This window comes from Terrabacter ginsenosidimutans (genome assembly GCF_039539425.1).
In the GTDB taxonomy this organism is placed as follows: Bacteria; Actinomycetota; Actinomycetes; order Actinomycetales; family Dermatophilaceae; genus Terrabacter; species Terrabacter ginsenosidimutans.
Window position 1 is genome coordinate 323535 of record NZ_BAABDC010000002.1, and the last position, 14141, is coordinate 337675.

Sequence of the window (14141 nt, forward strand, 5' to 3'; positions counted from 1 at the left end):
GATGCCCACTGACACGCTTCCCGACCTCACCACGGCATACCCCGTCACCGACGCGCAGGTAGCGGCGTACCGCTCGAACGGCCATGTGCGCCTGACCCAGGTCGCGACGCAGGAGGAGGCCACGGCGTACCGCCGGCCCGTTGCGTCGACGGTGGAGCGGCTCAGCACCGAGACGCGCCCGCTCGCCGAGCGCGACAGCTACGGCATGGCGTTCCTCCAGGTCATGAACCTCTGGCGCCACGACGAGTCGGTCGCCCGGTTCGTCCTGGCCACGCGCTTCGCCGGCGTCGCAGCCCGGCTGCTCGGGGTGCCGCGCGTGCGGCTCTACCACGACCAGGCGCTCTTCAAGGAGCCCGGCGGTGGCTACACGCCGTGGCACCAGGACGCGATGTACTGGCCCCTCGACGGGTCGCGCTGCCTGACGATGTGGATGCCGCTCGTGGACATCACGCCGGCCCACGGCGGCCTCGCCTTCGCGACCGGCAGCCACGTCGACGGGCCGTTGAGCGACATCGGCATCTCGGACGCGTCGGAGGAGCGCTTCGACCGTCTGGTCGCCGAGCGCGGTCTCGTCGTCGACGGGCCGGTGGCGATGCGCGCCGGCGACGCCTCGTTCCACTCCGGCTGGACGGTGCACAGGGCGCTCGGCAACTCCTCGACGCAGATGCGCGAGGTCATGACGGTGATCTGGTTCGCCGACGGGCTGACGGTCCTGGATCCCGCGAATCCCGCACAGGCCAACGATCTTGCGTCGTGGCTGCCCGGGCTCGCGCCGGGGGCGCTGGCAGTGTCAGCGGCCAACCCGGCACTCGGGGGACCGTCCGGGGGTGGCGTCTAGTCCGAGGCGTCCGAGGCGTCCGGGGCGCCGGACTCGACGAGCGCCTTGAGGCCGGCAGCCTCCATCGCCAGGTAGCGGTCGGTGAGAGACCGGTAGCCGCGCCCCACGACCGCGCCGAGCCAGCCGGACTGCGTGATCGACAGGGTGACCCGACAGCTGCCGGGCCCGACGGGCTCGATGCCGTGACGACCCGTCGTCCGTGTGCCGGGTCCGCTTGCCTCCCAGGTGAACTCGCGTCCCTCGGCGAGGGCGGTGACGGTCCAGACCGTCGTCGGGATGCGCGGCTGGTCGATCCGAGCCCGGGCCCCGACCCGGAGCCCGCCGTCGAGGAGCCTGACCGAACGCACCGACGCGGTCCACTCGGGCCAGCGTTCGACGTCGCGCAGGACCGCCCAGACGCGCTCGACCGGGGCGTCGACGTCGATGCTCGTGTGCTGCTCCACGGCCCCTCCTCAGTCCGGTGCGACCACGTGGTCCGGCGTCACGTCGGCGGCCCAGTGGCGCCACACCGACGTGACCTGCATGCCGACCTTCTGGTAGAGACCGAGCGCGCCGGTGCGGGAGTCGGTGGACAGCTCGGACCGCTCACCGCCATGGTCGCGGGCCACCTCGAAGGCGTCGACGAGGAGTGCTCGGGCCAGGCCCCTGCCGCGCTCGTCGCGGCGCACCGCGAGCTTGTCGACGTAGGCGCACCCGCTCGACACGACGACGAACGCCATGCCGACGACGTCGTCGGTCGGGTCGACCATGAGCCGCAGCTGCCACGGCTCGTAGCCGGGGCGCCGCGATACGGTCGCCGTCCACTCCTCGAAGGTCGAGCGCTCGCGGTCCGACCACTCGAGGAAGGCGTCCTCGTTCACGGTCCACGTCGCTCGCAGGTCGGCCTCGTCGCGCGGTTCGCGGATGGCATAGCCGGCCGGGACGGGCTGGGGGTCGATCGCGCGGCCGGCCGGCATCCCGAGGACCCACGAGGTCCACAACGCCCGGTAGCCCAGGGACTCCAGCAGGCGCTCGCCGGGTGACTCGCCCGGGACGGGCTGGCCCACGAGCGTGCCGCCGTCGCGGGCGGCGAGGGCACGGGTCCACTGCGACAGGGCCGTCCCGATGCCGCGTCCACGGTAGGCCGGGTCGACGGCGGCGTCGGCCCAGCGTCCCTTGTAGACCTCGGCGTACGCGACGAGGCGCTCGCCGTCGAGGACGGCGACCGACTGCGACGCGAGGTCGAAGGCGGGGCGTTGCCAGTCGCCCACGATGTCGGCCTCCTCGATGAGCACCTCACCGACGTCCTGCTGCTCGCACGCCCCCATGAGCGTCGTCACCGCGCCCGCGTCGTCGCGGGTCAGTGGGCGGGTCGTCAGTCCGGCCGCGTTCGCGGGCAGCCGGAGCGGCACTGCGGTGGTGGTCGTCACGGGGTCTCCTCGGAAGCGGTGGCCGGCAGGCCGGGGGAGTCGAGACCGATGGAGCGGCGGAAGGGCGCCGCGCCCTCGACGGTCACGGGGGAGTCGCCGCGGACGAGGGCCTCCGGGCGCAGGACGAGCCGCTGGTTGACGGCGAGCTCGCCCTCGCGACGCCGAAGCCGCTTCTGCCCGTCGGGGCGGTAGCCGACCTTGCGGCTCACGGCGAGCGACGCGGGGTTGTCGGTGAACGCCCCGGACGTGACCTCCTCGGCGTCCAGGTGGTCGAAGACGAAGGCGCACATCGCGCGCCGCATCATCGTGCCGATGCCCTGGCCCTGGTGGGCCGCGCCGAGCCACGAGCCGGTCTCGCCGGTGCGCGTCACGAGGTAGTCGCGTGTCGAGAACCCCTGCGACCCGACGAGCGTCCCCTCGTGCCAGACGCCGAGGTTGAGCTCCCAGGACGTGGGCGAGAAGTCCGCGCGGCAGCGCCAGTGGTACTGCACGAACTGTCGGCGGAGCAGCTCCGGCTCGACGTCGGTCCACGGGTGGTAGAAGGGCATCCGGTCGGCGGGGTGGATGCCCTCGGCCGCGAGGTCCGCCAGCCGGGCGAGGTCGTCGTCGCCGAGGCCGCGCAGCTCGACCGGTCCCGCGGTGACCCGGAGGCCGAGGGCGGGCATGAGGTCGGCCACGGTGCTCGTCATGTCGGCCAGTGTCCCGACCCGGTCGGGCGCTCGACAACCGACTTTCGTCGGCCCCTCCGCGCAGGACGTGGGAGCGTGGGACAGCGACAGTGGGTGAGATCACGAGGCCACATGCTGAGACGCCCCAGAGGGTCGATTGACACCTCGGGGGCTTGGTAGGACGGTTGTCACGTGGCCCGACTCCTCGTACTTCCCTAGCGCGCCGACCAGCCCGAACGGTCAGCGCGCTCCCTTCCGTCCCCCCGCGGGACCGAAGGGTTTTTTTGTGGCTGGAGTCAGCCCGAACCGGCAGGACAACGCAGTGCTCGAGACAAGGAAGAGATCGTGAGCGACACGACGAAGCAGGCGCCCTCGCCCGCCGACGTGGCCTCCATGGCCCGTCCCCGACCAGCGGCGGAGGCGAAGGCCGTCCCGGCCGGCGGCGTCGTCACCCCGGCCCGCGAGGTCACCGGGGCGCAGGCGCTCGTACTCTCCCTCGAGGCCATCGGCTGCGACACCGTCTTCGGCATCCCCGGGGGTGCGATCCTCCCGGCCTACGACCCGATGCTCGACTCGAAGAAGGTGCGCCACATTCTCGTGCGCCACGAGCAGGGCGCCGGGCACGCGGCCGAGGGCTATGCCTCCGCGACCGGCAGGGTCGGCGTCTGCATGGCCACCTCCGGCCCGGGTGCGACGAACCTCGTGACTCCGCTCGCCGACGCGCACATGGACTCCGTCCCCGTCGTCGCCATCACCGGCCAGGTCGCGAGCGCCGCCATCGGCACGGACGCCTTCCAGGAGGCGGACATCCGGGGGATCACGATGCCGATCACCAAGCACAACTACCTCGTGACGGACCCGGCGAAGATCCCGCAGGCCATCGCCGAGGCCTTCCACGTCGCGAGCACCGGGCGCCCCGGCCCCGTCCTCGTCGACATCAGCAAGGACGCCCTGCAGGCGACCACGACGTTCAGCTGGCCGCCTCAGATCGACCTGCCGGGCTACCGTCCGGTCCTGCGTCCACACGGCAAGCAGATCCGCGAGGCGTCCCGCCTCATGGCCGCGGCCAAGCAGCCGATCTTCTACGTCGGCGGCGGTGTCGTCCGGGCCCGCGCCAGCGAAGCCCTGCGCCGCCTCGTCGCGCTGACCGGCATCCCCGTCGTCACGACCCTCATGGCGCGCGGCACGGTGCCGGACAGCGAGCCGCTCAACCTGGGCATGCCCGGCATGCACGGCACCGTCGCCGCAGTCACCGGGCTGCAGAAGTCGGACCTGATCATCGCCCTCGGTGCGCGCTTCGACGACCGCGTGACGGGCCAGCTGTCGACGTTCGCCCCGCACGCCAAGGTGATCCACGCCGACATCGACCCGGCCGAGATCTCCAAGAACCGCATCGCCGACGTGCCGATCGTCGGTGACGTGGGCGAGGTCATCAAGGACCTCATCGAGCAGGTGACGCTCGACCGGGCGACCGCCGACGCGGACGTCGATGCCGACGGCTGGGACTACGCCGCCTGGCGCGAGCGGGTCGCGGACTGGAAGCAGACCTTCCCGCTCGGCTGGACCGACAGCGAGGACGGCACCCTCTCACCGCAGTACGTCATCGAGCGCATCGGCGCGCTGACGGGACCCGAGGCCACCTACGTCGCCGGCGTCGGCCAGCACCAGATGTGGGCCGCCCAGTTCGTCCAGTACGAACGCCCCAACGCGTGGATCAACTCCGGGGGCCTTGGCACGATGGGCTTCTCGGTCCCGGCAGCCATGGGCGCCAAGGTCGCCGAGCCCGAGCGCACCGTCTGGGCCATCGACGGCGACGGCTGCTTCCAGATGACGAACCAGGAGCTCGCGACCTGCGTCATCAACAACATCCCGATCAAGGTCGCGATCATCAACAACAGCTCGCTCGGCATGGTGCGACAGTGGCAGACGCTCTTCTACAACGAGCGCTACTCCAACACGAACCTGCAGCCGACCGAGCAGCGGGTGCCCGACTTCGTCAAGCTCGCGGACGCCTACGGCTGCCTCGGCCTGCGCGCAGAGACGCCCGAGGAGGTCGACGCCGTCATCAAGCAGGCACTCGAGACCAACGACCGTCCGGTCGTCATCGACTTCATCGTGCACCGGGACGCCATGGTCTGGCCGATGGTGCCGGCGGGCGTCAGCAACGACATGATCCAGGCCGCACGCCACGAGGCGCCGGTCTGGGAGCGGGAGGACTGAGCATGAGCAAGCACACCCTGTCGGTCCTCGTGGAGGACAAGCCCGGCGTCCTGACGCGCGTCGCAGCGCTCTTCTCCCGCCGAGGGTTCAACATCAACTCCCTCGCCGTCGGACCGACCGAGCTGCCCGACATCTCGCGCATCACGGTCGTCGTCGAGGTCGAGGGTGCCGCGCTCGAGCAGGTGACCAAGCAGCTCAACAAGCTCATCGAGGTGCTCAAGGTCGTCGAGCTCGACGCGCACGCGTCGGTGCAGCGAGAGATCCTGCTCGTCAAGGTCCGCGCCGACGCGGCGACCCGCAGCCAGGTCATCGACACCATCCAGCTCTTCAAGGCCAAGGTCGTCGACGTGACGACCGACGCGATCGTCATCGAGGCGACCGGGACGTCGGACAAGCTCCGTGCCCTTCTCGACGTGCTCGAGCCGTTCGGCATCAAGGAGCTCGTCCAGTCCGGGATGGTCGCCGTCGGGCGTGGGTCGCGCTCCATCACCGACCGCAGCCTCCGCAGCGCCTGACCCACCCAGCGTCCACCAGAGTCCACCAGAGGGCGTATGCCGTCCGGCCCGGCCACACGGCATACGCCCCCGGGTGCCCCACCCGCACAGACCACCGCACACCGCAACCGAAGGAGAGGCCACCATGGCCGAGATGTTCTACGACGACGACGCCGACCTGTCGATCATCCAGGGCAAGAAGGTCGCCGTCATCGGCTACGGCAGCCAGGGCCACGCCCACGCGCTCAACCTGCGCGACTCCGGCGTCGACGTCCGCGTCGGCCTCGCCGAGGGCAGCAAGAGCAAGGCCAAGGCCGAGGCCGAGGGCCTGTCCGTGACGTCGGTCGCCGACGCCGTCAAGGAGGCCGACCTCGTCGTCATCCTGACGCCCGACCAGGTGCAGCGGACGGTCTACGCGAACGACATCCAGCCGAACCTCAAGGACGGCGCGGCCCTGCTCTTCGGGCACGGCTTCAACATCCGCTTCGGCTACATCAAGCCGGAGGCCGACGCCGACGTGCTCATGGTCGCCCCCAAGGGTCCGGGCCACATCGTGCGCCGCGAGTTCGTCGACGGCCGTGGGGTGCCCGTGCTCCTCGCCGTCGAGCAGGACGCGTCCGGCACGGCCTGGGACCTCGCCAAGGCCTACGGCAAGGCCATCGGCGGCCTGCGGGCCGGCGGCATCAGGACGACCTTCACCGAGGAGACCGAGACCGACCTGTTCGGCGAGCAGGCCGTCCTCTGCGGTGGCGCGAGCCAGCTCGTCATGTACGGCTTCGAGACCCTCGTCGAGGCCGGGTACCAGCCCGAGGTCGCCTACTTCGAGTGCCTCCACGAGCTGAAGCTCATCGTCGACCTCATGATCGAGGGCGGCATCGCCAAGCAGCGCTGGTCCGTCTCCGACACCGCGGAGTACGGCGACTACGTCTCCGGCCCGCGCGTCATCGACCCGCACGTCAAGGAGAACATGAAGGCCGTGCTGGGCGACATCCAGAACGGCACGTTCGCCAAGCGCTTCATCGACGACCAGGACGCCGGCGCGCCCGAGTTCAAGCAGCTCCGCGAGAAGGGCGCCCAGCACCCGATCGAGGCCACCGGGCGGGAGCTGCGGAAGCTCATGGCGTGGGTCAAGCAGACCGACTCGGACTACGTCGAGGGCAGCGCGGCGCGCTGACCCCCGTCGTCGCTCCCGACCCAGCAGAGGCCGGCCACCCGTTCGTGGGGTGGCCGGCCTCGGCGTCAGACGGGCCGGCTCTGCGCATCGTCGCGGAGGTCGGCGAGCCGGTCGAGCAGCCTGGGGCGCAGGCCGGCGTCGACCCACGAGGCCGGGATCGGCAGCCGGCGGCGCAGCGCCAGGGTCTCCCGCTGGTGGAGTCGGCAGCCCGACGGTGTCGGCTCGATCGTGTAGGTGAGATGGCCCTCGCACCAGCCGGCCCAGAAGTCCATGTCGAGCGACACGGGAGGGCTGACCGCGGTGACGGTGCTCTCGACACGCATCCAGATGCCGGGCGCGAGACGCACGCGCTCGTGCCACCGGGTGCCGACGCCGGTGGGTCCGGCCGGCCACTTCGTCATCGTCACACCTGCGGCCCGGGGGAACGGTTCCAGGTCCTGGACGTCGGCGAGGAGCGCGTGGACCCTCCCCGGGGGCAGGTCGATGGGGACGGACAGGTCGTAGGACAGCGGAGTCCCGGGGTCGTCGTCGGTCGGCTCGGTCCCACCCCGTCGGCGGCGGCCCAGGCGCTCGGCGCGCTGTCGTATGCCGAGCAGCATCCGCCGGGTCATGACGAAGTCACCGGCGTCCATCGCCACGGCCCAGGGCAGACCGCTCGCAGGCACGCGGAAACGAATGCGGTGGATGAGCCGGCACCCCCGGGGCCCATGGGGGCGTAGCACGAAGGCAGCGGACACGGCGCCCCCGACCGCGTGGTTGCTCATCACGAGGGACCGCGTCGGGTCGATGGACTCGACGACGAACGCAGCAGACGCGTCGGCCGTCATCGGGAGCCGGTCGCCGACCCGAAGGCCCTGCAGGTCGGCCCGGATCTCGTCGGCGCTGCGGATCCCTGCGTTGTCGACCCAGTCGTAGCTGTACCAACCCGCCCTGGGGTGGGCGCCCATCTGCACGAGCCACGGCCACACGTCGTCGGGGCGGGCGTCGACGACGACCGCCCGCGTCGCCTCCCACTGCGGTCGGGGGACGATCTCGTCGCCGGGGAGGGTGTCGGTGACCTCGGTCCCGGTGGCACCCCAGCTTCGTTGCCACGGCCGGTAGACGAGCAGGTAGGCGGTCGGGACGAGCCAGGTCACGCGGCGCAGCCGGAGGATGGGCCTCATCCACTCACGGTCGCTCGCGTGGCGCCCGTGCGGCAACGGCCGAAGGTCCCGATCGCCCGTCCGTCCTCCTCCGGCTCCGGTGGCGGCTCAGCGACCGGTCAGGCGGGGTGGCTGGGCGGCGAGCCATTCCTCGAAGGTGCGTCCACCGAGGTCTGCCGTGCCGGCGACCGGCACGGTGCGGCTCTCCGAGACGGCGCGCATGAGCCCGCCGACCGGCGGGATCCGGACGACGTGAGGTGCGGAGGCGCCGCGGTGGGCACGCACGAGGGTCGCCAGCTCGCCGATCGTCAGCACGTCGGGGCCGGCCACGTCCGTGGCCCGGGTGCAGCCGGTCGGCGGGGGAGCGAGCGCGAGGTCGACGAGACGCTGCGCCACGAAGTCGGTGTCGACCGGCTGGAGCGCCATGTCGCCGATCGTCGCGGTGAGGGGTCCGAGGGTCAGCGTGCGAGCGAAAAAGGCTGCGAGGGAATGGAACTGGGTCGCTCGAAGGATCGTGGCCGGCCCACCGGCGGCCGCGATGCCCTGCTCGGCGCGCAGCTTGCGTCGGTAGTAGGTCATCGGGTGGTCGTCGATGCCGACGATCGAGATGTGCGCCAGGTGCACACCGAGGTCGGCCGCCGTGTCGGCGAGGCGCCGCGCGGCATAGACCGTCACCGTGTCACCCCGGGACGTGTCGTCAGCGCAGTTGACGACCGCATCGGCGTCGACCAGGGCCGCCTTGAGGCCCTGCCCCGTGGCGATGTCCACGCCGGTTCGCCGGCTCGCCGACACCGCGTCGTGGCCGCGAGTGGTGACGTCCCGGACGACCCGCGACCCGAGATCTCCTGCCCCTCCGACCACGACGATGCGCATGCTCCAGAGTCTCCCGCGCTGCGGCCGCAGTGCAACGCCCGGCCGGTTCCGCCGACACAGCAGGTCGGGCCGCGGTCGGGTCAGGGGCGGGACAGGTCGCAGCCCCTAGACTCGCCGACGGCACACCGCGGTGCCCGACGGCCTGCGTCCCGACGCGCGGCCGCGCCCCCTCCGGAAGGGACCCTCCACGTGAGCAAGCCTGTCGTCCTCATCGCCGAAGAGCTGTCACCGGCAACGATCGAGGCCCTGGGACCCGACTTCGAGGTCCGCCGGGCCGACGGGGCCGACCGCGACGAGCTCCTCCCGGCCCTGGCGGACGTCGATGCCGTCCTCATCCGGTCGGCCACGAGGATGGACGCCGAGGCGATCGCAGCCGCCAAGCGGCTCAAGGTCATCGCCCGCGCCGGTGTGGGTCTCGACAACGTCGACGTCGAGTCCGCCACCCAAGCCGGAATCATGGTCGTCAACGCCCCGACCTCCAACATCACCTCTGCCGCCGAGCTCGCCATCGGCCTGCTCCTCGCGACGGCCCGCAACATCGCGCCGGCCAACCAGGCGCTCAAGGCCGGCGCCTGGAAGCGCAGCCAGTACTCCGGCGTGGAGCTGCTCGACAAGACGGTGGGTGTCCTGGGTCTCGGCCGCATCGGCACGCTCGTCGCCGAGCGTCTCAAGGGCTTCGGCATGAAGATCCTCGCGTACGACCCCTACTCCTCCGCGGCCAAGGCCGGTCAGCTCGGCGCCCAGCTCGTCGGCCTCGACGAGCTGCTCGCCCAGTCGGACTTCATCACCATCCACCTGCCCCGGACGCCCGAGACCGTCGGCCTCATCGGCGAGGAGGCCCTCGCCAAGGTGAAGCCCTCGGTGCGCATCATCAACGCAGCCCGGGGCGGCATCGTCGACGAGGCGGCCCTCGCGCGCGCCATCGCCGAGGGTCGGGTGGCCGGTGCCGGCATCGACGTCTTCGCCACCGAGCCGACGACCGAGTCCCCGCTCTTCGAGCACGAGTCCGTCGTCGTCACGCCCCACCTCGGCGCCTCGACCGAGGAGGCCCAGGAGAAGGCCGGCATCGCGGTCGCGAGGTCCGTGCGCCTCGCCCTCGGCGGTGAGCTCGTCCCCGACGCGGTCAACGTCTCCACCGGCTTCATCGCCGAGGAGGTCCGACCCGGCATCGCGCTCGTCGAGAAGCTCGGCCGCATCTTCACCGCGGTGGCCGGAAGCGTCCCGGCCCAGCTCGACGTCGAGGCCCGCGGTGAGATCACGGCCCACGACGTCAGCGTCTGGAAGCTCGTCGCCCTCAAGGGCCTGTTCACCGACGTCGTCGAGGACGCTGTCACCTACGTCAACGCGCCGGTCCTCGCGGAGCAGCGTGGCTGCGTCGTGCGCCTCGTCACCGACCCCGACTCGGGTGACTTCCGCAACGTCACCACGCTGCGCGGCACGCTGGCCGACGGCTCCGTCGTGTCCGTCTCCGGCACGCTGACCGGTCCGAAGATGGTCGAGAAGCTCGTCGGCGTCAACGGCTACGACCTCGAGGTCCCGCTGTCGGACCACATGCTGGTGTTCGAGTACTCCGACCGCCCCGGCGTCATCGGCGCCGTCGGTCGCATCCTCGGCGACGCCGGCATCAACATCGGCGGCATGCAGGTCTCGCGCCAGGAGGACCGGGCCATCGGCGTGCTCAACGTCGACAGCGCGGTCCCGGCCGCCATGGCGGCCGAGCTCTCCGAGGTCGTCGAGGCCAAGACCTTCTCGGTCGTCGACCTGCACGACTGAACCGCCGGCGCCGGGGCGCCGGCACACGCGGTCCTTTCGGGCCCTTGGACCCTGTCGTGCCACCCACGCCACTGTCACCGTGGGGCTGTGGGCACCCCTGTCATCCGCTGCGACGGCGTCACCAAGCGGTTCGGCGCGACCGAGGCACTGCGTGGCGTCGACCTGGTCGTCGACGAGGGAGAGGTCTTCGGCTACCTCGGGCCCAACGGTGCCGGCAAGACGACGACCCTGCGAATCATCATGGGGCTCACGCGGGCCGGCGACGGGCGCGCCGAGCTCTTCGGTCTCGACGCCTGGGCGCACCGCGACGAGCTGCACCGGCGCGTCGGCTACGTCTCGGGCGATGTGGCGCTCTACCCCCGTCTCAGCGGCCGGGACCACATCGACTACGTCGGTCACCTGCACGGAGTCGGACGGCCACCCGAGGCCGCCGCACTCGCTGAACGACTGGACCTCGACCTCGACAAGCAGGCCCGCCAGCTCTCGCGTGGCAACCGCCAGAAGCTGGCCCTCCTGCTCGCGCTCATGACCCGACCCGAGCTGCTCGTGCTCGACGAGCCGTCGAGCGGGCTCGACCCGCTGGTGCAGCGAGAGTTCCACGTCCTCCTCGCCGAGCACGTGACGCGAGGCGGAACGGTCCTGCTCAGCTCGCACGTCCTCAGCGAGGTGCAACGGGTCGCGACGCGGATCGGGGTGCTGAGCGCCGGCCGGGTGGTCGCGGTCGAGCAGCTGGATGCCTTGCGCGCCAAGTCGTTGCACCACGTCGAGGCTCAGTTCGACGGCGCCGTGCAAGCCGCGCCCTTCGCGTCGGTGCCGGGTGTCCGTGACGTGCGCATGGAGGACGGCGTGCTCCGCTGCGACGCCCCGCAGACCTCGCTCGACCCCCTGCTCAAGCTGATTGCGCGACACCCGGTCGTCGACCTCAACTGCACCGAGGCCGAGCTCGAGGAGACCTTCCTCGCCTACTACTCGACACCGGGAGGTCCCGGTGCTGCGTGACGTCCTGCGCAAGACGCTCTACGACCAGCGGCGGTCCTACCCCGCCTGGTGTCTCGGGGTCCTGCTGCTCGTCGCGATGTACGTCGCCCTGTGGCCCAGCATCAAGGGGCAACCCTCGATGCGGGACTTCCTGGCGCAGATGCCCGAGGCGTTCCGCAACCTCTTCGCCATGGCCGGCGCCGACATGTCCACGCCCGTCGGCTACATCCAGATCGAGCTGCTGTCGTTCATGGGCCCCCTTCTCGTCCTGCTGTATGCCGTGGGGGCCGGCTCCTCGTCGGTGGCGGGGGAGGAGGACCGGCGCACGCTCGACCTGCTGCTCACCACACCGGTCACCCGGTCTCGTGTCGTCGTCGACAAGGCGCTCGCCATGGTCGCCGGGACCCTGGGGCTCGCCACGCTGCTCGGCCTGGCCCTCGTGGCGGAAGGCGCGCTGGTCGGCATGGACCTGCCCGCCGGCAACGTCGCGGCGGCCATGCTGCACCTGGCCCTGCTGGGCCTGGTGTTCGGCGCGCTGTCGCTCGCCATCGGCGCCGGGACCGGCCGCCTCGGGCTGAGCCGCGCCATCCCGGTCTTCGTGGCCGTGCTGGCCTACGTCGTCAACGGTCTCGGCGGGCTCGTCGACTGGCTCACGCCGATGCAGAAGCTCTCACCCTTCTACCAGTACGCGGCCCACGACCCGCTGCGCAACGGCGTCTCCTGGTCGGCGGTCGGCGTCGCCGTCGCAACTGTCGTCGCGCTGGTGCTCGTGGCGGTCGCCGGTTTCGACCGGCGCGACATCACCTCGTGACGTCGGCGTCGTCCTCGGAGGCGGCGTCCTGGTGATCGCCGTCGGCGCCGTTGTCGTCATCGTCGTCATCGTCACCGTTGCCGTTGCCGTTCTCGTCCGTCTCGAGGCTGGCGAGCTCGGGGACGAGCTCGTGGCGCTTGCTGAAGGTGTCGATGATGGCGAGCGCGACGGCGGCGATGGGGATGCCGATGAGGGCTCCGATGGGGCCGAAGAGCGCGGCGCCGGCGATGACCGACCCGAGCGCGACCGCCGGGTGCACGTCCATGGTGCGGCGGCTGATGCGCGGGGTGAAGACGTAGTTCTCGAGCTGCTGGTAGACGGTGGCGAACACCGCGATCCACAGGGCGTTGACCGGCTTGTCGAGCAGGGCGAACAGGGCCGGCAGCGCGACACCGATGTAGGTGCCGATCGTCGGGATGAACTGGCCGACGATGCCGGCGAAGACACCGAGCGGCAGCCAGAACGGCACGTCGATGAACCAGAAGAAGGTGACGTGGAAGACCGCGGACAGGGCGGCGAGCACGAGCTTGGACACGACGTAGCCACCGGTCTTCTCGACCGAGATGGTCCACACCGTCATGAACACGCGCTGGTAGCGCTGCGGCAGCCAGGAGCCGATGGTCTGCCGCAGCCGCGGGCTGTCCGCCGAGAGGTAGTAGGCGAAGACCAGGATCGTCAGGCTGTCGAAGAGGAAGGTGACGAGCGACCCGAAGATGCCGACGATGCCGCCGCCGTACTTTCCCGCGAGCTCACCCAGCTTGTCGGGTGTCAGGCTGAGCGCTGACTGGATCTGTTCGAGGTCGAAGCTCGTGCCGAACGAGGAGTTCACCCAGTTGAGCGCCGAGGTCACGGCGCTCGGCAGCTGCGACCCGAGCTGTGAGAGCTGCGACACGAAGACCTGGCCGAAGAGCTCGGCGAGGCCGGCGAAGAGCAGCAGCATCCCGAGCATGGTCAGGCCGGTGGCGAGGCCGCGCTTCATGCCTCGCCCGCTCAGCCACAGGACCACCGGCTCCATGGCGATCGAGACGAGCCAGGCGAGCAGGAGCAGGAAGAGGAAGCTGCCCATCGCCGAGAACGCCCACGTCGCGATCCACAGCAGCACGATGGCGACCATCACCGTGAACGTGACGCGCCGAGCGTTGCCCGGGGTCACCGCGATCCAGCGGGCCCCTTCGTCGAAGGGCACTCCGGGCACGGCGTGGCTCCGGTGCCGCTGGTGGGAGGCATGGCTCTGGTGGTCCGGGTGGTGGTCGGCGCTCACGCGGCGAGCCTACGGCCACCGTTCCGCCGAACGGGGGACCTGTGTCGTGGCGTGACGTGCCGCACGATCTCCGGACGAATGGCGGACATGGCGTCTCATCTGCTGGAAACCCCCTGTACCCGTGGGTAGCCCGGCGTACCGTGAAACGCATGACGCGGCAGGTCGTACTCATTCTCCGCCGCGGCGAGTCCAGGTAGTCAGCAACCTCGCCGCGGAGATCCCGCGCACCCTCCTGCTGACCGGCTCGCCCACCAGGGCTCGAGCCACCTGAGACCACCAACCGCATCGAATCGAGAGACGTGATCACCATGAGCGAAGACGCCAAGGCAGCCCGTCAGGCACTGCAGGAGTCGATGGACCTGCGCGACCAGGGTCACACCGAGGACTGAGTCGCCGAGCGACCGTCGACGAAGGCCCCCACCCAGCCGGGCGGGGGCCTTCGTCATGCGTTCATTAAATGAGACACGGAGTCCACATCACAAGACGAGTTCTAGGCTGGC

General features: G+C 71.0%; 14 protein-coding genes. 8 read left to right on the forward strand and 6 right to left on the reverse strand.

All coding sequences use genetic code 11. From position 1 onward, the window contains the following. Window position 1: 1 nt before the first annotated feature. Entirely contained in the window at window positions 2-838 is an 837-nt protein-coding gene (locus tag ABD831_RS07480; RefSeq protein WP_344943830.1) for a phytanoyl-CoA dioxygenase family protein, read from the forward strand. On the opposite strand, the gene ABD831_RS07485 is transcribed toward ABD831_RS07480, so the two are convergent. From ABD831_RS07485 to ABD831_RS07495, 3 genes are read right to left on the reverse strand one after another with little or no spacing between them, the layout of a single operon-like run. Continuing rightward, complete coding sequence (locus ABD831_RS07485) at window positions 835-1281, reverse strand: SRPBCC family protein (RefSeq protein ID WP_344943834.1); 447 nt, start codon at window positions 1279-1281, stop codon at window positions 835-837. The two genes, ABD831_RS07480 and ABD831_RS07485, sit on opposite strands and share 4 nt — an antisense overlap. A 9-nt stretch (window positions 1282-1290) precedes the next feature. Further along, on the reverse strand, window positions 1291-2247 hold the full coding sequence (locus ABD831_RS07490) for a GNAT family N-acetyltransferase (RefSeq protein ID WP_344943837.1): 957 nt from the start codon (window positions 2245-2247) through the stop codon (window positions 1291-1293). Further along, on the reverse strand, window positions 2244-2936 hold the full coding sequence (locus ABD831_RS07495) for a GNAT family N-acetyltransferase (protein ID WP_344943840.1): 693 nt from the start codon (window positions 2934-2936) through the stop codon (window positions 2244-2246). The genes ABD831_RS07490 and ABD831_RS07495 overlap by 4 nt, the downstream gene beginning before the upstream one ends. A 372-nt stretch (window positions 2937-3308) precedes the next feature. Here ABD831_RS07495 and ABD831_RS07500 point away from each other — a divergent pair, with 372 nt between their 5' ends. From ABD831_RS07500 to ilvC, 3 genes are all read left to right on the forward strand, one after another. Then, a complete protein-coding gene (locus tag ABD831_RS07500) occupies window positions 3309-5135 on the forward strand; it encodes an acetolactate synthase large subunit (protein WP_425582804.1) in 1827 nt (608 codons plus the stop codon). 2 nt (window positions 5136-5137) lie between these two features. Continuing rightward, window positions 5138-5650, forward strand: coding sequence for an acetolactate synthase small subunit (gene ilvN, locus ABD831_RS07505; RefSeq protein ID WP_142177272.1), 513 nt, complete (start codon window positions 5138-5140; stop codon window positions 5648-5650). Window positions 5651-5774: 124 nt separating this feature from the next. Continuing rightward, window positions 5775-6803 (forward strand): ketol-acid reductoisomerase, encoded by a 1029-nt coding sequence (ilvC, locus tag ABD831_RS07510; protein ID WP_142177273.1) that lies wholly within the window; start codon window positions 5775-5777, stop codon window positions 6801-6803. 65 nt (window positions 6804-6868) lie between these two features. On the opposite strand, the gene ABD831_RS07515 is transcribed toward ilvC, so the two are convergent. Next, window positions 6869-7966, reverse strand: a complete 1098-nt coding sequence (locus ABD831_RS07515) for an SRPBCC family protein (protein WP_344943848.1) — start codon at window positions 7964-7966, stop codon at window positions 6869-6871. A gap of 87 nt (window positions 7967-8053) precedes the next feature. Then, complete coding sequence (locus ABD831_RS07520; RefSeq protein WP_344943851.1) at window positions 8054-8818, reverse strand: SDR family oxidoreductase; 765 nt, start codon at window positions 8816-8818, stop codon at window positions 8054-8056. Window positions 8819-9007: 189 nt separating this feature from the next. Between ABD831_RS07520 and serA the strand changes: the two genes are divergently transcribed. The 3 genes from serA to ABD831_RS07535 all read left to right on the forward strand — a co-directional run bounded on the left by serA (window position 9008) and on the right by ABD831_RS07535 (window position 12380). Further along, window positions 9008-10591, forward strand: coding sequence for a phosphoglycerate dehydrogenase (gene serA / locus ABD831_RS07525; RefSeq protein WP_344943854.1), 1584 nt, complete (start codon window positions 9008-9010; stop codon window positions 10589-10591). 87 nt (window positions 10592-10678) lie between these two features. Then, window positions 10679-11590 (forward strand): ABC transporter ATP-binding protein, encoded by a 912-nt coding sequence (locus ABD831_RS07530; protein WP_344943856.1) that lies wholly within the window; start codon window positions 10679-10681, stop codon window positions 11588-11590. Further along, the gene (locus tag ABD831_RS07535) at window positions 11580-12380 is read left to right on the forward strand and encodes an ABC transporter permease subunit (RefSeq protein WP_142177278.1); all 801 of its coding nucleotides are present in this window, start codon (window positions 11580-11582) and stop codon (window positions 12378-12380) included. The genes ABD831_RS07530 and ABD831_RS07535 overlap by 11 nt, the downstream gene beginning before the upstream one ends. On the opposite strand, the gene ABD831_RS07540 is transcribed toward ABD831_RS07535, so the two are convergent. Continuing rightward, the gene (locus ABD831_RS07540) at window positions 12370-13641 is read right to left on the reverse strand and encodes an AI-2E family transporter (RefSeq protein WP_344943860.1); all 1272 of its coding nucleotides are present in this window, start codon (window positions 13639-13641) and stop codon (window positions 12370-12372) included. The two genes, ABD831_RS07535 and ABD831_RS07540, sit on opposite strands and share 11 nt — an antisense overlap. 308 nt (window positions 13642-13949) lie before the next feature. Here ABD831_RS07540 and ABD831_RS07545 point away from each other — a divergent pair, with 308 nt between their 5' ends. Continuing rightward, a complete protein-coding gene (locus ABD831_RS07545; protein ID WP_081633825.1) occupies window positions 13950-14030 on the forward strand; it encodes a 3-isopropylmalate dehydrogenase in 81 nt (26 codons plus the stop codon). Window positions 14031-14141 lie beyond the last annotated feature (111 nt).